Annotated in this window: 17 protein-coding genes; all 17 read left to right on the top strand. The window is 43.2% G+C overall.

Going from position 1 to position 20114, the window contains the following annotated elements; genetic code table 11:
- The first annotated feature begins 14 nt into the window (after nucleotides 1–14).
- A complete protein-coding gene (locus tag V7M78_RS19035) occupies nucleotides 15–1385 on the top strand; it encodes an oxidoreductase (protein WP_333651953.1) in 1371 nt (456 codons plus the stop codon).
- Between the two features lie 14 nt (nucleotides 1386–1399).
- Complete coding sequence (locus V7M78_RS19030) at nucleotides 1400–2428, top strand: zinc-dependent alcohol dehydrogenase (protein ID WP_333651952.1); 1029 nt, start codon at nucleotides 1400–1402, stop codon at nucleotides 2426–2428.
- A gap of 71 nt (nucleotides 2429–2499) precedes the next feature.
- A complete protein-coding gene (locus tag V7M78_RS19025; RefSeq protein WP_333651951.1) occupies nucleotides 2500–3279 on the top strand; it encodes a 3-ketoacyl-ACP reductase in 780 nt (259 codons plus the stop codon).
- Nucleotides 3280–3314: 35 nt separating this feature from the next.
- A complete protein-coding gene (locus tag V7M78_RS19020) occupies nucleotides 3315–5270 on the top strand; it encodes an FAD-binding protein (protein WP_333651950.1) in 1956 nt (651 codons plus the stop codon).
- 425 nt (nucleotides 5271–5695) lie between these two features.
- The gene (locus tag V7M78_RS19015) at nucleotides 5696–6889 is read left to right on the top strand and encodes an ROK family protein (protein ID WP_333651949.1); all 1194 of its coding nucleotides are present in this window, start codon (nucleotides 5696–5698) and stop codon (nucleotides 6887–6889) included.
- A gap of 217 nt (nucleotides 6890–7106) precedes the next feature.
- Entirely contained in the window at nucleotides 7107–7760 is a 654-nt protein-coding gene (fsa, locus tag V7M78_RS19010; protein WP_333651948.1) for a fructose-6-phosphate aldolase, read from the top strand.
- A 16-nt stretch (nucleotides 7761–7776) separates the two neighbouring features.
- Nucleotides 7777–8616, top strand: coding sequence for a transketolase (locus V7M78_RS19005; protein WP_333651947.1), 840 nt, complete (start codon nucleotides 7777–7779; stop codon nucleotides 8614–8616).
- A complete protein-coding gene (locus tag V7M78_RS19000; RefSeq protein ID WP_333651946.1) occupies nucleotides 8604–9566 on the top strand; it encodes a transketolase family protein in 963 nt (320 codons plus the stop codon). The genes V7M78_RS19005 and V7M78_RS19000 overlap by 13 nt, the downstream gene beginning before the upstream one ends.
- A gap of 371 nt (nucleotides 9567–9937) precedes the next feature.
- Nucleotides 9938–10834 carry a LysR family transcriptional regulator gene (locus V7M78_RS18995; protein ID WP_333651945.1) on the top strand — a complete coding sequence of 299 codons (897 nt, stop codon included), beginning with the start codon at nucleotides 9938–9940 and terminating at the stop codon, nucleotides 10832–10834.
- A gap of 193 nt (nucleotides 10835–11027) precedes the next feature.
- Nucleotides 11028–12530: a CoA-acylating methylmalonate-semialdehyde dehydrogenase gene (locus tag V7M78_RS18990; RefSeq protein ID WP_333651944.1), complete on the top strand. Its 1503-nt coding sequence runs from the start codon at nucleotides 11028–11030 to the stop codon at nucleotides 12528–12530.
- A 183-nt stretch (nucleotides 12531–12713) separates the two neighbouring features.
- Nucleotides 12714–13538, top strand: coding sequence for a transketolase (locus V7M78_RS18985; RefSeq protein WP_333651943.1), 825 nt, complete (start codon nucleotides 12714–12716; stop codon nucleotides 13536–13538).
- Between the two features lie 2 nt (nucleotides 13539–13540).
- The gene (locus V7M78_RS18980; protein ID WP_333651942.1) at nucleotides 13541–14482 is read left to right on the top strand and encodes a transketolase family protein; all 942 of its coding nucleotides are present in this window, start codon (nucleotides 13541–13543) and stop codon (nucleotides 14480–14482) included.
- A gap of 27 nt (nucleotides 14483–14509) precedes the next feature.
- A complete protein-coding gene (locus V7M78_RS18975) occupies nucleotides 14510–15124 on the top strand; it encodes an RpiB/LacA/LacB family sugar-phosphate isomerase (RefSeq protein WP_333651941.1) in 615 nt (204 codons plus the stop codon).
- A 12-nt stretch (nucleotides 15125–15136) separates the two neighbouring features.
- Nucleotides 15137–17017, top strand: a complete 1881-nt coding sequence (locus tag V7M78_RS18970) for a thiamine pyrophosphate-dependent enzyme (RefSeq protein ID WP_333651940.1) — start codon at nucleotides 15137–15139, stop codon at nucleotides 17015–17017.
- A gap of 85 nt (nucleotides 17018–17102) precedes the next feature.
- Entirely contained in the window at nucleotides 17103–18209 is a 1107-nt protein-coding gene (locus tag V7M78_RS18965; protein ID WP_333651939.1) for a zinc-dependent alcohol dehydrogenase, read from the top strand.
- Nucleotides 18210–18221: 12 nt separating this feature from the next.
- Entirely contained in the window at nucleotides 18222–19103 is an 882-nt protein-coding gene (locus tag V7M78_RS18960) for an FAD binding domain-containing protein (protein WP_333651938.1), read from the top strand.
- A 385-nt stretch (nucleotides 19104–19488) separates the two neighbouring features.
- Nucleotides 19489–20114 (top strand): (2Fe-2S)-binding protein (locus tag V7M78_RS18955; RefSeq protein ID WP_333651937.1); only part of this gene is annotated, 626 nt, incomplete at its 3' end.

The raw sequence follows: 20114 nt of genomic DNA, 5'->3' as shown, positions 1-20114 counted from the left end.
AAGGAGACTTAAGAATGGCATCACATGAAAAATTTAATTATAAGACACTGGCTGAGGTGAAAGAGAAAGCAGAATCTCTCGGTGTGAACATAAAATTCAGCGAAGATTTATCACCGCTTCACAAGGAAGTAAAAGTAGGAAAGCGGGTTGCGCCCAATGCAATTGCAGTTCTTCCTATGGAAGGCTGCGATTCCAATCCGGACGGGTCACCCTCTGAACTTGTGGAGAGAAGATACAAAAGATTTGCGGAAGGCGGAGCAGGACTTCTTTGGTGGGAGGCTTGTGCAGTCGTAACGGAAGGCCGGGCCAACCCTCTTCAGATGATGATGACAAGGGAGAATATGGCTCAGTTTCAGGCAGTGCTGGAGCGCTGCAACCAGTCAGCAGTTGACCGCAATGGAATGAAGCCTCTCAATATTTTGCAGCTGACACACTCCGGACGGTATTCCAGGCCGAAAGGCCATAAAGGGGCACCAATTGTTCCTCAGCATGATCCGGTTTTAGACCCCAGAGTGGGACTTGCGGCAGATGGGCCGGTGGTGACCGATGAATATCTGGACAATTTGACAGGTCATTATGTGGAAAGTGCGGTTCTCGCCAAGGAAGCCGGTTTCGATGGAGTGGATATAAAAAACTGTCACCGTTACCTTTTAAGTGAACTGATTGCAAGCCACACCAGAGAGGGAAAATACGGCGGAAGCTTTGAAAACAGAAGCCGGTTCCTCCGCCAGACCATCCGGGCAGTCAGGGAGGCAGTGGGAGAGGACTTTATTATAGCCTGCCGCTTTAATGTATTTGACGCCCATCCCTATCCCTATGGCTTTGGATGTGATAAAGAAGATATGTGGAAATTCGATCCCACAGAGCCCATGGCTTTGGTACGGATGCTGGTGGAAGAAGGCGTTGACCTTTTAAGCAATTCTGCAGGAAATCCCTATTATATTTACCCCCAGGTAACAAGACCCTTCGACTTGTCCAGCATGGGAATTCCCACTCCGGATGAGCATCCTCTTGAAAGCATGGCAAGGCTGTTTGAATTTACCAGACAGATTCAGGAGGCGGCCGGTGATGTTCCTGTTGTGGGAAATGGCTACACATGGCTGCGCCAGTTTCTTCCCTTTGCAGGGGCGGCAAATCTTGCTGACGGAAGCTGCAAATTTGTGGGACTGGGACGTTCCAGCTTCGCTTACCCGGACGCACCCCGTGATATCCTTTTAAATGGAGAAATGAATCCCAGGCAGTGCTGCGTCACTTGCTCAAAATGCACTCAGATCATGAGAGACCACGGCAGAACCGGCTGCGTTATTAAAGACAGCAAAATCTATGCGGACTTTTACAAGGAGTATAGAGAGGAAGCTACAAAGCGTGAACGCAGTTTCCAATAAAGGAGGACCGAAACGTGAGTGTAAAAATCAGCAGAATTGGAAAAGTAACAGAGCCGGAGAAAGCGGTCATTGAGACAAGAGAAGTCATGTCTCCAAAACAAGGCCAGGTTTTAATTAAAATAAAATCCAGCGCCATTTGCGGCAGCGATATTCATATTTTTAAGGGAAAACATCCTTCAGCCCCTCTCCCCATGACCATTGGACATGAATTCTCCGGAGACGTAGCGGAGATAGGGGAAGGCGTTACCAGTGTGGCAGTGGGAGACCGGGTAACCGTGGAGCCCTGCATTGTCTGCGGAACATGTGATGCCTGTAAACATGGTGATTACGGATACTGTGAGAATATATCATTTACATACAGAAACGGCGACGGCGCTATGGCGGATTATATCCTTATTAATGAGCCATATGTATATAAGCTTCCGGAATATCTGACCTATGACACAGGGTCTTTAATTGAGCCGTTAAGCGTTGCAGCTCATGCAGTACGCCGGGCGGATATCTGCCTTGGGGAGACTGTTCTCGTTATCGGAGCAGGAGCTATAGGGATGCTGGTTGCCGCAATCTGCAGAAAAAGCGGAGCAGCAGAAGTGATTATTGCAGATCACTCTGATGAGAGGCTGGCAGCGGCCAAAAAGCTCGGTGCCACCATGACGGTAAACTCAGGAAAAGTCAATCTGGAAGAGGAAATTTTCAGAATTACCAATGGAAAAGGCGTCGATAAGAGCTTTGAATGTGTCGGACTGGAAGCGACATTTTTACAGGCAATGATGACACTAAAGAAAAATGGTATGGCTACGATTATCGGAATCTTTGAGAATCCTCGGATTAATATTCCTGCAAGCAGGTTTGTTACCCATGAAATTAAGATTCAGGGCGCCCAGGGATACTGCTGGGACTTCCCTATTGCTCTTAAAATTGCCAGAGAATTAGATCTTGAGCTTCTGATCACCCATCATTTTTCCCTTAATGATATTCAGAAGGCTCTTGAAACTTGCCTTGACCGGAAATCGGGCAGTATTAAGGTCCTTTTACATCCGTAAAAATACGGTTTAAGAGAAATATCCTGCAGGTATATACCTTTATGCCATATAAATGCAGGAAGAGATGAAAGGTGAAAAAGAAAGTGAAAAAGACAGCGATTGTAACAGGAGGAAGCCGGGGCATTGGATTTGCTATTGCCCGCCAACTGGGGCTTGACGGCTGTAATGTAGTCATCATGGCCACTTCTTCCGAATCTAAAAATAAAGAAAACCTGGATAAACTTAGAAACGACGGAATTGATTATCTGTATGTCCAGGGCAGCATGGGAGATTCCGAAGACAGAAAAGAACTTGTTAAGAAAACGGTTGAGAAATACGGAGCCGTTCATATACTTGTCAATAACGCAGGTGTTGCCCCAAACGTAAGGGCGGATTTGTTAGAGATGTCAGAAGAAAGCTTTGACCGGGTTATGGATATTAATACAAAAGGAAATATGTTCCTGACTCAGGCAGTGGCAAAACAGATGCTGAAACAGCCCTTGGAGGGAAAAAAACGGGGAACAATTATCAATATTTCTTCCTGTTCCGCCGTTGTATCCAGCATAAACCGGGGAGAGTACTGTGTTTCCAAAGCCGGAATATCGATGCTGACAACTCTTTATGCAGACAGGCTTGCGGGAGAAGGCGTTTTCGTCTATGAAATCCGTCCGGGAGTTATCGCTACAGATATGACCAGCGGTGTACAGGGAAAGTACGACGACCTGATTGGGCAGGGAGAATTCCCCATAGCCAGATGGGGAACTCCGGAGGACGTGGCCAATGCGGTCAGCGCCTTCTGCGGTGATAAATTCCTCTATACAACGGGAAATTATATTGATGTGGATGGCGGCTTTCATATCCGCAGGCTGTAATAAGCCCTGTTATTCTTAGGGAAAAGGTGGATGAGATGAAGGTAGAGATGTTTCATAAAATTCGGCTGTACCGGCTAAATACGGTTATCGTAGGAACTGGGGCAGCCGGATTCAATGCGGCGGACCAGCTATGGTCCTTAGGCCAGAAGGATATTGGAATCGTCACAGATCATGTAGGAGCGGGAACATCCCGCAATACAGGTTCTGACAAACAGACATATTATAAGCTGACGCTTTGCGGAGATGAACCTGACAGCGTGGGAGAAATGGCACGTACGCTGTTTGACGGCCAGTGCATGGACGGCGATATTGCTTTATGTGAAGCAGCTCTGTCGGCCAGAAGTTTTTTAAAACTGGTAAATTTAGGCGTTCCATTTCCCCAGAACAGGTGGGGGGAATTCGTCGGTTATAAGACGGATCACGATCCCAGGTACCGTGCAACAAGCGTAGGACCCTATACTTCAAAGCAGATGACGGAATGTCTGGAGCAGTCGGTCAGGGAAAAGAATATTGAGATTTTTGACGGGATGCAGGTGATCAGGATTCTCTCTAATGGGGAGAAGGTATACGGCCTTCTCTGCCTGGATTTAAGCTGCCCGGAGGACCAGGAAAGACGTTTCGTACTTTTTGCCTGTGAAAATGTGGTGCTGGCTACCGGCGGACCAGCCGGTATGTATGCGGACAGTGTTTATCCGGCCGGGCATTACGGCTCCAGTGGTCTGGCCTTTGAAGCAGGAGCTAAGGGAAAGAATCTGACAGAGTGGCAGTATGGAATTGCCTCCATTCATCCAAGGTGGAATGTGTCGGGCACTTATATGCAGGCTCTTCCCCGTTTCTTTTCTGCGGAAGAAGACGGCAGCGATGAAAAGGAATTTTTAACGGATTTTTTTGAAGACAGGAATATCATGCTCAGCAGCATTTTCCTTAAAGGCTATCAGTGGCCTTTTGACGTGAGAAAGCTATCGGGAGGAAGCTCTGTCATTGACATTTTGGTGTATCTGGAAAGAAGCCGCGGCAGGCGGATTTTCCTTGATTTTCGTAAAAATCCGGGAGGAGAACCAGTAGAATTTGAAAAGCTGGCTCCGGAAGCTTTTGAATACTTAAACAGGGCGGGTGCCTGCCTTGAAACACCTATTGAGAGACTAAGCCATATGAATATGCCGGCGGTGGAATTTTACCTTGGAAGAGGGGTGGACTTGAAAACACAGCCGCTGGAAATAGCAGTATGCGCCCAGCACAACAATGGAGGTCTGGCGGCTGATGCCTGGTGGCACACGGATGTGGAAGGACTGTTTGCGGCCGGTGAAGTCTGCGGAAGCCACGGTGTATACCGTCCGGGAGGCAGCGCTTTGAATTCGGGACAGGTAGGTTCTACGAGAGCTGCCCAGTTCATAGCTGCAAAAAGGCATGGAGAGCCTGGAGCAGGTCCGGGTTTTGAAGAAGCAGCCTTAAAAGCCCTTCGAGAAGCAGAAGAGACAACTTTTCTGGTCACTGAAAATAAAAAAGGAAAAACAGCAGTGAGAGAGTTCTGGAGAAAAGCTGCAACACGCATGAGCCGGTACGGAGCGGCAATCCGGAATCCGGAAAAGATTGAACTGGTCATACGGGAGGTTCAGGAAGAACTTTCAGCTTTTGACGATTTAGTCTGGACAAACGGAGAAAAAGAACTTTGGCTTGTCTTCCGGTTAAGAGATATGCTTATCAGCCAGTTTGTCTATCTTTCCGCTATGAAGGATTATATCAAGAACCAGGGAAAGAGCAGAGGCAGTGCCCTGTATACCGATTCCTGGGGACAGAAGCCGGACCCAAGGCTGCCGGAGGAATTTTCCTTCTGCCTTGATGACGGAAGCAGAGCTGACTTGATACAGGAGGTCTCTTATAAAGACGGGAAAGCAGAATTTGAATGGAGAAAGGTAAGGCCCATTCCTGAGGATGACAACTTCTTCGAAAACGTATGGAGACAATTCCGGGAAAATCAGAATATTTTTTAATAAATTACCTTTTCTAATAAATGAAAATAATGTTCCTTTAATAAAAATGGCACTGGTGGCTCAGCCCCAGTGCTAAAATAAATGTAGGTTTGCAAACCACAAATAAAAGCCATTTCATTATATAATAAATTCCAAGTCTATAAACCTATCATATTCAGTATTTAATATCAAATTTTGAATAATATTTTACTTTTTAATTCGTTTGACAGCCAGATTAAAATCCCTTTCATAGCTTGATCAAGTTATTAAAAACATCATAGGAATTACCGCTGCAGCAGGAATCGGAACAAAATTGCTTCTTGATAAAAAAAGACAGCATGAAAGAATTTCCACATATTTGACGTATATCAAAAAAACATGATATAATATAAGTTGCTGACAGAAACTATATCTGATGCATATTATAGAGCGGCGAGGATGACGGAATGAACCAGAACCGGGGCATTAACCAGGATGTGACACAGGAGATGAATCGGTCTCTCCTTTTAAAAAGTTTAAGAAGAGAAGGCGTATGCTCCAGGGCACATCTGGCGGCACTTACAGGACTCAAACAGGCGACTGTGACAAACATCATGAAAGATTTCCTGAATTGGGGAATCGTAAAAGAGGTTGGTTTCTTAAATGGCAGCAAAGGGCGCCGGTCGATTGGAGTGTCCATCAATCCTGACGGCTACCGCGTCATTGGCGTGCGGCTTGCGAGAAAGCATTACAGTGTGGGATTGTTTGATTTGACGGGTAAGGAGATTGTGAAGGAGCGGGTGGATTTCGAGCCGGAAAAACAGCCAGGTGCGGAAGAAATCTTAAATCAGATTGCGGGGCGGATGCGCCTGCTGATTCAGCAGTATGGAAAGGACTCTGTGCTGGCTGCGGGACTTGCAGTGCCGGGGCCTTTTATTGCGAAAAAGAACCGTATTGCATTAATAACGGGTGCAGATATATGGAAAGATATTGATTTGAAAGCTTTTTTTGACAAGGAGATGGATATCCCGGTGTTCTTAGAACACAATGCAAATGCCGGAGCCTATGCTCATATGTGGGATTTGAAGGACGCCTATCATGATGATATTCTGGTTTACATTGCCGCCGGTCAGGGGATTGGTGCAGGAATTGTGATGAATGGCAGAATCTACGAAGGAGCGCTGGGGACGGCGGGTGAGATTGGGCATATGACCATAGACAGAAACGGAAAGCCATGTGCCTGCGGAAACAGGGGCTGTCTGGAACGCTACGCCTCCTCCCTGGAGCTTGTAAAGGCAGTGTATGGAGAGCGGGCCGGTATGGAAGGCTGTAACTTTGAGGATTTGGAGCAGGGAATCAGAAGCGGCGATACAGTCTATACAGAGCATTACCGCAGGGCATGCGAGAGCCTTGGCGTGGGAATTATAAATATTGTCAATGTGATTAACCCGGACCGGATTATTATCGGTGACGATATGGCACGTCCAAATCCGGAATTGATGGAGCAGACCGTGCGGGAGACGGTGCAGAAAGGAATTCTGCCGGATGTCTGGGAGGCGCTTACCCTTTCCATCAGCACATACCAGGGGGACCCCATCTTAACCGGCGGGGCTATCGTGGCCATTGACAGGGTCTTTGACAGCCCGGGACAGTTTATATAGAATTGAATATTGAAATTATGCTGAAACAGCATTGAGGTCATGGAGCCTTTGCGCGAAAGATGACTTTGATGCTGTTTTTTTGATTGCCTGATTCAGAAAGTGGAAATAACCTATTGACATTTTCATAAAAAATGTTATTGTTTAATAGAATGTATTTATTAATTGAATTAATACATAAAACGAAAATAATATTAAGGCCAATGAAAGGAAGAAGAAAATGAAATTTTTTGTTGACACAGCGAAGGTAGAGGATATCAAAAAGGCAAATGATATGGGGATTATCTGCGGGGTAACGACGAATCCGTCACTGATCGCAAAGGAAGGCAGAGACTTTGTGGAGGTAATTCAGGAAATCACCTCAATTGTAGACGGACCAATCAGCGGGGAAGTAAAGGCTACGACCACAGATGCTGAGGAAATGGTCAAAGAAGGACGTGAGATTGCGGCAATCCATCCCAACATGGTTGTTAAAATTCCCATGACAGTGGAAGGTTTAAAGGCGGTGAAGGTTTTGACTGCCGAGGGAATCAAAACTAATGTAACCCTGGTTTTCAGCGCAGCCCAGGCGCTGCTGGCAGCCCGGGCAGGTGCTACTTATGTGTCACCATTTCTGGGGCGCCTCGATGATATTTCCCAGCCGGGAATGGACTTAATCCGGACGATTGCAGATATGTTCCGCATCTCAGGGATTGAAACAGAGATTATTGCCGCCAGTGTGCGCAACCCCATTCATGTGATTGACTGCGCCCTTGCCGGAGCGGATATCGCCACGGTTCCCTATGGCGTATTGGAGCAGATGACGAAGCACCCGCTGACCGATCAGGGAATTGCAAAATTCCAGGCGGATTATCGTGCTGTCTTTGGAGAGTAAGCTGGGAGGAGAGAAGATGGAGAATTATCTAGAATTGGAAATAACGGCAAATGAAATCCGAAAGGGGATTGTGACGGCAGTACATAGTGCAAAATCCGGTCATCCCGGCGGTTCGCTGTCGGCGGCAGATTTGTTTACCTGGCTTTATTTCCGGGAGATGAATATTGACCCGGAACATCCGGCAAAAGAGGACAGGGACCGGTTTGTGCTGTCTAAAGGCCATGTGGCACCGGGATATTATTCAACCCTGGCCCACCGGGGATTTTTCCCGGTGGAGGATTTAAAGACCCTGCGCCATACCGGCTCCTACTTACAGGGTCATCCGGATAGAAAGCATATTCCGGGAGTGGATATGTCCAGCGGTTCTTTGGGACAGGGAGTCTCGGCAGCGGTGGGGATGGCGCTTTCTGCAAAACTCAGCAAAGAATCATACCGGGTGTATACCCTCCTTGGGGACGGGGAGATAGAAGAGGGACAGGTCTGGGAGGCAGCAATGTTTGCCGGTCATAGAAAGCTGGATAATCTGGTGGTTATTGTCGATAATAATGGGCTTCAAATTGATGGTCCCATCCATGATGTCTGCTCTCCGTATCCCATTGACAAAAAGTTTGAGGCTTTTAATTTCCATGTCATCAATATTGACGGCCATGATTTTGCACAGATCGAGAGCGCATTTGAGGAAGCAAGGCTGACGAAGGGGATGCCGACAGCCATCATTGCCAAAACCTTTAAAGGCAAAGGTGTTTCTTTCATGGAAGGCTCTGTGGCATGGCATGGGACAGCACCCGATGACGGGCAGTATGAAATTGCGATGGCAGATTTGGAGAAAGCAGGTGAAGCGCTATGCCGGAGATAAAGGAAATGGCAGTAAAGAAGATTGCCACCAGGGAAAGCTATGGCAATGCACTGGTGGAACTGGGAGCAGTAAATGAGAGAATCATCGTATTGGATGCAGATCTGGCTGCGGCGACAAAGACCGGAATCTTTAAAAAGGCATTTCCGGAGCGCCATGTGGACTGCGGGATTGCAGAGTGCAATATGATGGGGATTGCCGCCGGTCTTGCCGCTACGGGCAAGATACCGTTTGCAAGCACCTTTGCCATGTTTGCAGCAGGCAGGGCCTTTGAACAGGTCAGGAATTCCATTGGTTATCCCGGTTTAAATGTAAAAATTGGAGCTACCCATGCAGGTATCTCTGTCGGCGAGGATGGGGCTACCCATCAGTGCAACGAGGATATTGCCTTAATGAGGACGATTCCAGGGATGGTTGTACTCTGCCCGTCGGATGATATAGAGGCAAAGGCAGCGGTAAAGGCAGCGGCGGAATATGACGGACCGGTTTATATGCGGTTTGGACGTTTGGCAGTTCCTGTCATCAATGATAGGCCGGATTATACCTTTGAGCTGGGAAAGGGAATTGTGCTTCGTGAGGGAACGGATGTGACCTTGATTGCTACCGGGCTTGAAGTGCCGGAAACCCTTGCCGCAGCAAAACGGCTGGAATCTGATGGGATTTCGGCCAGAGTCATCAATATACATACCATTAAGCCGCTGGATGAGGAGCTTGTCTGTAAGGCAGCAAGGGAGACCGGAAAGATTGTCACGGTTGAAGAACATTCAACGGTCGGCGGACTGGGAAGCGCTGTCTGTGATGCCGTATGCAGGGAATGCCCGGTTCCGGTAAAGAAAATAGGAATCCAGGATGTGTTTGGTGAGTCCGGACCGGCAAAGGAATTATTGCAGAAATATCAGCTGGATGAAATGGGAATATACCGGCAGGTGCTGGAGTTTGTCAGAGGATTTTAATAATAAAAGGGGATGTTTGCAGATATTCCAAAAGAAGATTAAAAGAGTGGGATTTAAAAAATCAATTCTGCCACTTTTCGGAGATTGAATGTTTATATTGAAACATCTGGAATATTGTAGTAAACTATAAATTGTGAAAATCTTGGTTTCAGTCAATCATTGTCTCCTTTTCGCAGCAACTTCTTATGATGGCCGTTCACAGGCAGGGAAACGCCGTAAGCAGTCCCGCCGTGAGGCAGCCGACATAATGTTGGAGTTGATTTATTCTGCCCAATATGTACTGTTTGACAGATGATTCTCTTCCCCCAAAACCATTACTACGGCGCACGGAACAAACTTTACAGTACCGTGAAACATGAGGAGGTGTAAATATGGATCTTCAATCATTATTGTATTTTAAAAAAATTGCGGAATTGGAACATTTCACTAAGGCTGCTAATGAACTTCATATTGCGCAGCCTTCATTGAGCCGGACAATCAATAACTTAGAAAATGAATTAGGGGTGGCGGTTTTTGACCGTGTAGGCAAGTATATTAAGCTGAATACGTATGGTAAAATACTGTTAGAACGAACAAACAGGGTTTTTAAGGAGCTTGACGGTATTACTACAGATATTGAGGAGAGTAAAAAAGATTTTGACACCACAGTTATTATTTCGCTGTCATCGGCATCAAAAATACTTCCTGAAATTATAATGGAATTTAACAAAATTTACCCAACGACTAAATTCAAAATTTTGCATGGGGATTATAAAACGGCATCAAATTCTGCCCATGATTTGTTTTTATACTCCACTGCTCACCCCATATTCGACCATCCTTGCGCATGTTCGCTGTTTAGAGAAGAAATTTTAGTTGCCCTGCCTAAAAGCAATCCCTTATCAAAGCAAGAAGCAATAAATTTGCATGATTTATCTGAATTGGATTTTATCTGCTTGCAAAAAGGCAAAAGTATCCGTACCATAACTGACTTTTATTGTGAAATGGTGAACTTTAAGCCAAAAATTATTTTAGAAAGCAATAGTCCGGAAACGGTGAAAAATTTTATTGATAAAGGGCTGGGAGTTTCCTTTACCCCTTCTATTACTTGGGGCAAAGTGTTGGGTGGTGATAATATTTCTTTACTTCCTGTTGCATTTCCCAGGTGTTACAGCTATTTAAACTTGACGTGGCGGGAGGACGATTACTTGTCTTCGTCTGCTAAGAACTTCAGGGACTATTTGATCCGCTATTTTGAAATTTCCGACAACTATGAACCGTGCTTTTAGCTAAGGCAAATGCACATGTTTTGACAATGATAACAAATTTATTATAAATTTATGACAGATTAAGTATTGGAAACAAAGAGAGTTTTGTGCTAAATTAAGTATGGCACAAAACTTTCTTTGTTTTTGCAAATAAAATTTTGTGAGTACTGACTATAAGTTGCCGAAAGGCGGAAGGGAATGGCTTTGTATATCAATGAAAAGACTACCGTATTTTATCAATGGAGAATTTAAAGAATCAAAAACAACAAAATATTTGGATGCGTTTGACCCCAGTACGGGAGAGGTGATTGCGCAAGTTCCCACTTGTACACCACAGGAGGTTGAAGAAGCAATAGCTGCGGCAAAAGCGGCCTATCCCGGTTGGTCCGGTACACCGGTTATCAAGAGAGTGCAAATTTTATATAAATTACGTGACTTACTGATTGAGCACATGGATGAATTAACCCATCTGGTGGCGACAGAAAATGGAAAGACATGGGATGAAGCAAAGGGAGACATTTTAAAGGCAAAGGAAGGTACAGAACAAGCAATCGCAGCGCCGTCCCTTATGATGGGTGAAAGCCTTATGGATGCGTCTTCCGGATATGACACTGTATTATACAGAGAGCCGCTGGGTGTATTTGCAGGAATCGTTCCTTTCAACTTTCCGGCAATGATTCCGATGGGGTGGATGACACCTATGTGTATCGCTTGCGGTAATACAATCGTATTAAAAGCAGCTACATTTACACCCCAGACGTGTATGAGGATTGCTGAATTATATAAAGAGGCCGGATTACCTGACGGAGTACTTAATATTGTAACTTGCTCCAGAAACGAAGCGGAAATCTTTTTAAAACATGAGGACATCAAAGGTATCAGTTTCGTCGGTTCTACAAGCGTGGGGATGCATATTTATTCCACAGCAGCAGCCAGCGGAAAAAGAGTGCAGGCTTTGTGCGAAGCAAAGAATCATGCCTTAGTTTTAAGAGATGCGCCTATTAAGAGGACGGCCGCAGGTATCATCAATGCATCATTTGGATGTGCCGGAGAAAGATGTATGGCATTGCCTGTAGTGGTTGTGGAAGAAGCAATTGCCGATGAACTGGTAGCGGAAATTGTGAAGTTGGCCTCTAAAATAAAAGTGGGTCCTGCCTATGATAAAGAATCAAACATGGGTCCTGTAATCAATGAGCCTCATATGAAATCCGTACTTTCCTGGATAGAAAAAGGTTTGGAAGAAGGTGCAGTGCTTGCGTTAGACGGAAGAGATGTGAAGGTGGAAGGTTTTGAGAACGGATTCTATGTGGGGCCAACCATTTTAGACCACATCAAACCGGAGATGACAATTGGAGACAAAGAAATATTTGGTCCCGTACTTTGTATCAAACGTGTGAAAAACTTTGATGAAGGTTTGGCGCTTATGAATCACAATGAATTTGCAAACGGTTCTGTTATCTTTACGCAGAACGGATATTATGCAAGAAAATTTGCAAGATACACAGATGGCGGCATGGTTGGTGTGAATGTTGGTATTCCCGTTCCTGTAGGCGTATTCCCATTCTCGGGACACAAGAAATCTTTTATAGGCGATTTACACTGCCTTGGAAAAGACGGCTACCGTTTCTATACAGAGACGAAAGTAGTAACGAGTCATTGGTTTGATGAAGAAGAGATCCATCAGACTGAAGTATCAACATGGGATGGAACCATATAAGAATTGCCGCTACATAAAATGTTAATTATAAATCAGATACATTGGTGACAGCTTGAAGTGCTCAGGGACATATGCCCCGGGCGCTAAGTGCAAGGATTTCAAGTATATTTCCCCAAATCCTTGCACTCGAACAAGCATAAGCAGATTATAAATATAAGCCATAAATAGGCTGGGAGTAAAAATATGAATAAAATGAGTATTCCTGATCTTGAAGCTACGGCTACCGATATCAGACGTCACATATTAAAGACAATTTTTAATGCAGGATGCGGTCATACCGGAGGCTCTTTATCTGAAGCTGATATTCTGACTGCCTTATTTTTTCGCATAATGAATATAGATACAAGCAATCCGAGAATGGAAAACAGAGATCGTTTTATCCTTTCAAAAGGACACTCAACACCCGGATATTATTGCACATTGGCTAAGCGAGGTTTCTTTCCGCTGGAAGAGCTTTTGACTTTTGATCAAGAAGGAACTATTCTGCAAGGACATCCGGATATGCACAAAACACCGGGGGTCGATATTTCATCCGGATCTTTAGGCCAGGGCTTATCCTTAGGCATAGGAATGTGTACCGGCAGAGATGCAAATAATCTGGATTTTTGTGTATATACACTCCTTGGCGACGGAGAATCTCAAGAAGGTCAAGTGTGGGAAGCTGCTATGTATGCAGGGGCAAATAAAACAAAAGGTCTGATCGGTATTACCGATTATAACGGTGTTCAATTATCGGGAGAAGTAAATAACATTCTCTCACTGGGTTCCTTAAAGAAAAAATGGGAAGCATTTGACTGGACTGTTTTAGAATGTGACGGACACTCTATGACAGAGCTTGTATCAACACTTGAACATGCCAAAAGCCTGTCAAAAGAAGGACCTGTTATGATTTTAGCAAAGACTGTCAAAGGTAAAGGCGTTTCATTTATGGAAAATGATTATCAGTGGCATGGCAAGGCTCCTAATAAAGAGGAATACGCCTTGGCTATAAAAGAATTGGAGAGATAAATATGAATAATATGGTTGCACCAAGAGTGGCTTTTGGAAAGGCTTTAGTAGACCTGGCTGATGAATACCCTATGCTTCATGTATTAGATGCGGATGTATGTACTTCAACACAAACACATCTTTTTAGAGAGCAATATCCGGAAAGATTTATCCAATGCGGAATTGCGGAGGCAAATATGGTTGGAATGGCAGCCGGAATGGCGTCTGTCGGCTGTATCCCTTTTGTTTCTGCTTTTGCTGTATTTTTAGCAAAACGTGCGGCTGATCAAATCCGTGTTTCGGTAGCATATACAAATTTAAACGTTAAAATTAATGCTGCTTATGTTGGCCTCCCCACAGGCAGAGCCGGAGCGACACACTCATCGGTAGCTGATATGGCACTTATGAGAGCTATGCCAAATATGACAATATTAAATCCAAGTGATGCTGTTGAAACTGCAGCGGCTGTCCGCCTGGCACTTGAAACACCGGGGCCGGTATATTTAAGAACGGTCAGATGCCCTGTTCCTACTATCTTTCCCGAGTCTTATAAGATGGAATTAGGAAAAGGTGTTGAGCTCATGGATGGAAAGGATGCTGCAATTATTTCAACCGGGATGATGAGTCCAAAAGCATTAGAAGCCGGTAAGCTGCTGCGGAAAAAAGGAATTAATGTTCGTGTTATTCATATGGGAACAATAAAACCGCTGGATGAAGAAATAATTGTTAAAGCAGCCAGAGAATGCGGAAGAATTATAACTGTTGAAAATCATAGCAGAATTGGCGGTCTTGGCGGTGCTGTTGCGGAAGTATTAACAGAAAAACAGTGTTGTCCTCTGCTTAGAATTGGTTTTCCGGATATTTTTCTTGAGTCAGGTGATGACGAAGCCATATTTAGTAAAATGAAAATGAATGTTCAGGATATTGCAGACAGAACAGAAGGCTTAATTAAAAATACCGATTAAAACCATCAACAATACAAGGAGGTATTTATGCGTATCGCAGTAATCAATGAAGTAAGTGCCAGGCAGAAAAACAGTGATATTATTAAGGCATTAGAAGGCCGGGGACATGAAGTTTTAAATTTAGGTATGACCGGAAATTCAGAATTGCCGGAACTCACATATATACATACAGGGTTAATGACAGCAATATTATTAAACTCTGGCTCAGTTGATTTTGTTGTTGGAGGATGTGGGACAGGACAAGGATATTTAAATGCTGCCATGCAGTTTCCGGGAGTATTTTGCGGACTGATTTCTTCTTCTTTAGACGCCTGGCTGTTCACACAGATTAATGGAGGAAATTGTATTTCTTTACCCTTAAATCAAGGTTATGGATGGGCAGCAGATGTAAATCTTCGTTTTGTCTTTGACCGGATTTTCAGCGTTGAAAGTGGATGCGGCTATCCTGAAAACAGAAGAGAATCACAGCAAAAGTCAAGACAGACTCTTTCACGTATTTCTCAAATTGCCCATAGACCGTTTTTTGAAATACTTGATGATATGCCGCAGGAAATTGTAAAAGCAGTTGCCGGCTTCCCCGGTTTTATCAGTGTCTTAGATAAAAAAACCCAAACTCTATTACAAAAATATATTGAGGATTAATGAGGATTAAGTATGAATGAAATAATTGAACAGAGAAGAAAACGTGCAAAAGAGATTAAAACTTACGGCACCTTGCAAAAAGCTGTAGAAGCAGGCAGTTTAAAACAATTTCAGGATATCAGTCTCAGTGAAGCTGTTGTTTTAGGCTTATTAAATCAAGGTGTCAGAACTTTTATAGGTATTTTTGGCCATGGAATGACAGATGTGGGAGAAGTACTGCGTATATACGAAGAAGAACATGCCATTAGAACAGTAAATGTCCGCAATGAAGTAGAAGCATCTCATGTGGCATCAATGCTTCGATGGAAGTATGATGAAGTTTCGGCAGTTTTTACTTCTATTGGACCGGGAGCGTTACAAGCTGTAGCCGGATCTTTAGTTTCATTGTCCAATGGCCTTGGCGTATATTATCTGATGGGAGATGAAACAAGCCATAGTGAAGGACCGAATATGCAGCAAATCCCAAAAAGAGAACAAGAGCTTTTTCTTCGTCTTTTTTCAACACTGGGATCTGCATATTCATTACATACCCCGGAAGCTGTTTTTACAGCTTTAAAAAGAGGTGATGCCACCGTCAACGGAGGTGTAAAACAATCACCGTTTTATATGCTGCTTCCCATGAATATTCAACCTAAAACAATGGAAAACTGCAATTTGCTTGAGTTTCCTCAAAAATCACAGGAGTCAAAAATCATAAGTACAGATTTAAATCTGTTTCATGCCGCACTGGAGTCTATCTGTCATTCAACCAGAATCACAGTTAAAACCGGAGGCGGAGCTGCAAATGTATCTCCTGAAGTATTAGAGGAATTTTTAGACCTGATCGATGCCGCATACGTACATGGCCCTCAGGTCCCGGGCTTATATCCATATTCAAAATTGCGCAATATGGGTGTTGGCGGCTCAAAAGGATCTATTTGCGGAAATTATGCTATGAATGAATGTGATTTAATGATTGTCATTGGAGCAAGAGGCGTTTGTCAATGGGATAGTTCCGGAACCGCTTATCGAAACGCAAAGAAAATCATCAATATTAATTGTGATTACGATGACTTAGGCCAGTATAACAATAGTGTACGTTTACAGGGAGATGCACAGGAAGTTATTCTGAAATTAATAGATATGGTAAAGAATGCCAAAGATAAATCATCTGACCCTGAGTGGTTAAAAGAGTGCATAAATAAACGGAACGAGTGGGATTCTTTTAAACAATTAAGATATGATAATCCTGTTTTAAAAGATGAAAAGTGGGAAAAAACCATTCTCACAGAGCCGGCTGCAATAAAGAAAGCAGTAGATTTTGCTGATATGCATGGATGCATTAAAATATTTGATGCAGGTGATGTTCAGGCAAATGGATTCCAAATTGTGACAGATGAAAAACCCGGGCAGACAATCACAGAAACCGGTGCATCTTATATGGGCTTCGCAGTTTCTTCCATGCTTGCTTTTGCACTGTCGGAAAAGAATGATTATCCTATGGCCTTTACAGGTGACGGCAGCTTTATGATGAACCCTCAAATTTTAATTGATGCAGTGCAGCATAAATTAAAAGGCATGATTGTCCTGTTTGATAACCGCCGCATGGGTGCTATCACCAGCCTTCAATACTCTCAGTATGACGAAGAATATAAAACCGATGATGCAGTGGTTGTTGACTACGTACAAATGGCAGAGTCTATAAAAGGTGTGAAAGGTTTCTATGGCGGAGAAACCATAGAAGAATTTGAAAATGCTTTAAAGCAGGCATATGAATATGATGGACTGTCCCTGATCCATATTCCTGTATATTACGGAAGTGATGAATTGTCCGGTCTTGGTGCTTTCGGAGATTGGAATGTTGGCAATTGGTGCGAAAGGGTCCAGAAACTGAAGCATGAAATTGGCTTTTAGAACTACATAGCAGATCCGTTTGAATTATTAGCAGCGGATGCAAATGCTGCCGATAAAATATATTATTAAAAAAGGAGATATTTTTATGAATTACGAGATCCCCGAAAAAATGAAAGCGTGGGTTTTAGGAAATCCCGATGAGCTTACACTCACAGAAAAACCTGTTCCCCAGCCCGGAAAAGCAGAAGTGCTTGTAAGAGTTGATGCAGTAGCAATCTGTGCAACAGACTTAGAGATTATTGAACGTGGTTCACCTGCTTTGATTCAAGGCGGTTTACCTTTTAATAAAGGGTTTACACCGGGTCATGAATACATGGGTACAATTGTAAAGCTGGGAGAAGGCGTTGATGAATATAAAGTCGGTGACAGAGTTGCTGTAGAAATTCACGCCGGATGCGGAAGATGTGAACGCTGCCGTGAAGGTATGTATACCTCCTGCTTAAACTATGGCAAAAACTACGAAGGCAATGACAAAGGTCACAGAGCTAACGGCTTTACAACAGACGGCGCTTTTGCTGAATATGCTGTTAACAATGTTAACACCTTATGTCATGTGGGAGACAATGTTACAGATGAAGAAGCAACACTGATTGTAACAGCAGGAACTGCTATGTATGGTTTAGATGCCCTTGGCGGTTTATTTGCAGGTCAGTCACTGGTTGTAACAGGTCCGGGTCCGATCGGTTTAATGGGAGTAGCGGTTGCTAAAACTTTAGGCGCCAGTCCTGTTATTTTGACGGGTACAAGAGACAGCAGACTTGAACTTGGAAAAAAACTTGGTGCAGATTATACGGTAAATGTCAGAAATGAAGATGTAGTTGAAGCAGTGAAAAAAATTACCAACGGTGAAGGCGTTCACTATGTACTGGAATGCTCGGGAGCTGCAAGTGCTATCAATGATGCTGCCAAGATGCTCAAAAGAGGTGGTAAAATCTGTTTAGCCGCCTTCCCGTCAAAGCCTGTTGAAGTTGATGTCGCAGCTTTAGTCCGCAATAATATTTCTATGTTTGGTATCAGAGGTGAAGGCAAGAGCGCTGTTCACAGAGCTGCTTCATTAATCAGTGAAAAATATTTTGATGCATCTTTAATACATACTCATACATTTGGTTTTAATGATTTGCTTACAGCGTTAAAATATTCAAAAGAAAGAATCGAGGACGCTATCAAAGTTGTTGTGAAGATACCGGGATAGGAGGATTCTTGCATGCTTCAATACAAAGACTATTATATGCCCAAATCAAAGGAAGATCTTTTCAGTTTAATGGAAAATAATGGGAATTCTTTTGATATCATTTCCGGAGGAACAGACCTTTATGCAAAAGAAAATAATTCTTTTCATAATCCGAAATTTGCTATTGATATAAGCAGCATTGAAGATTTTTCCATTATAGAATCTCGTGATAATTTTATAACATTTGGTTCCAATACCAGGATTCAGCAGTTTTTAGAAGATCCTGAATTAACTGAACATGTGCCTTTGATGAAGCATGCAGCTATTTGGTTTGCTGAACAACAAATACGGGAAATGGCGACTGTTGGAGGAAATCTGGCAAATGCTTCTCCTACCGGAGATATGATCCCGCCTTTATTAGCAATGGATGCAGTCATTCATACAATTATGAAAAATGAGAAGGGTATTTATAAAACAGATATACCCATTGCTGATTTCATTAAGGGAGTTGGTAAAACTTCATTATCTGAAGGCGAGATTATTCACTCAATTTCATGCCCTGTATTAAAAGATTATGGATGTGCATTTAAAAAAGTAGGGCTTAGACGTTCTTTATGTATTTCCACTGTAAATTCTGCTTTTTTAGTAAAAGCTGATGAAACAGGTAAATATTTTGAAGATGTCAGAATTGCGTTTGGAGGAGTCGGCCCGCTTCCAGCAAGATTAAAAGAGATTGAAGACAAGTTAAAAGGCAGCCTCATTTCAAAGGATATGATTCATGAAATGGTTAAATATATTCCATCGGATATTGTTCAGTCCCGAAGCAGAAGAGAGTATAGAAAAACGGTTATTAGAAACTTTTTGCTGGACGGTCTTTATGAAGCGCTTGCTGAAATCAATATTGTACTGAAATAAAAAATTAAATGTAAATGGCTATAACAAGCTGGACACCTATGAGTAGAAAAAGATGCCAATGGGCGATCCGAATCATCTCATCACCCTGCAGTGTGGTGAGATGGCTTGGAGAGCAATGTAACGGCTGTAATATTTCAGCCGCTTCAGAGCTTGTATCTGCCCTCGCTCCGTAAAAGTTAAGTGCTCACCTCCCTTGCGTTCTACGTTTTTAATGCTATCATTGGGAGCGCCCATAGTGATTTTCCTTCAACAGCTAATGTGTTGTAACTCTTAACTACCATCTTGGAAAATTACTTTGGATTTTTTTATTCAGTTGTCTATTTTTGTTTTACAATCAACCATTTGAAATTAAATATGATTTACAAATTATAAAGGGAGGAAGATTATGGATTCACAACTTGTAAAGATTGAAATGAAAATAAATGGAAGAAAAGTCTGTAAATATGTGGCTCCCTCCATGAGACTTGCAGATTTTTTAAGAGAAGAACTTCATTTAATCGGAACAAAAAAAGGATGCAATGCAGGAGAATGTGGAACGTGTTCCATTTTGCTTGATGGAGTGCTGAAAAAAAGCTGCATGATACCGGTGGTCAAAGCTGATAACTGTGAAATTCTAACCATAGAAGGCATTGGTCTTGAAGGATTAAGCATTATTCAAAGGTCATTTATGAAAGTTGGAGCTGTTCAATGCGGTTATTGTACTCCGGGTATGATCATGGCGGCAACATCTTTATTAAAAAAGAATAAAAATCCAAATAGAATTGAAATAAGAAGAGGCCTTAGCGGAAATATTTGCAGATGTACCGGTTATGCTAAAATAATAGATGCCATAGAATTGGCTCGGGATATATTAAATAATGAAAAAAGCATGGATTGTTTAGACTCAATTGTTCCGGATACTGACAAAATAATTGGCTCTTGTACAGAAAGAGTTGATGCCAGAGGTAAAGTGACAGGTGCCCTTGAATATGCGGCTGATATGAAAATGCCCAGAATGCTTCATATGCACCT

The organism is Lacrimispora sp. (genome assembly GCF_036758025.1).
In the GTDB taxonomy this organism is placed as follows: domain Bacteria; phylum Bacillota; class Clostridia; order Lachnospirales; family Lachnospiraceae; genus Lacrimispora.
Note: the sequence above shows the minus strand (reverse complement) of the source record. Positions and strands in the feature narration are given on the sequence as shown.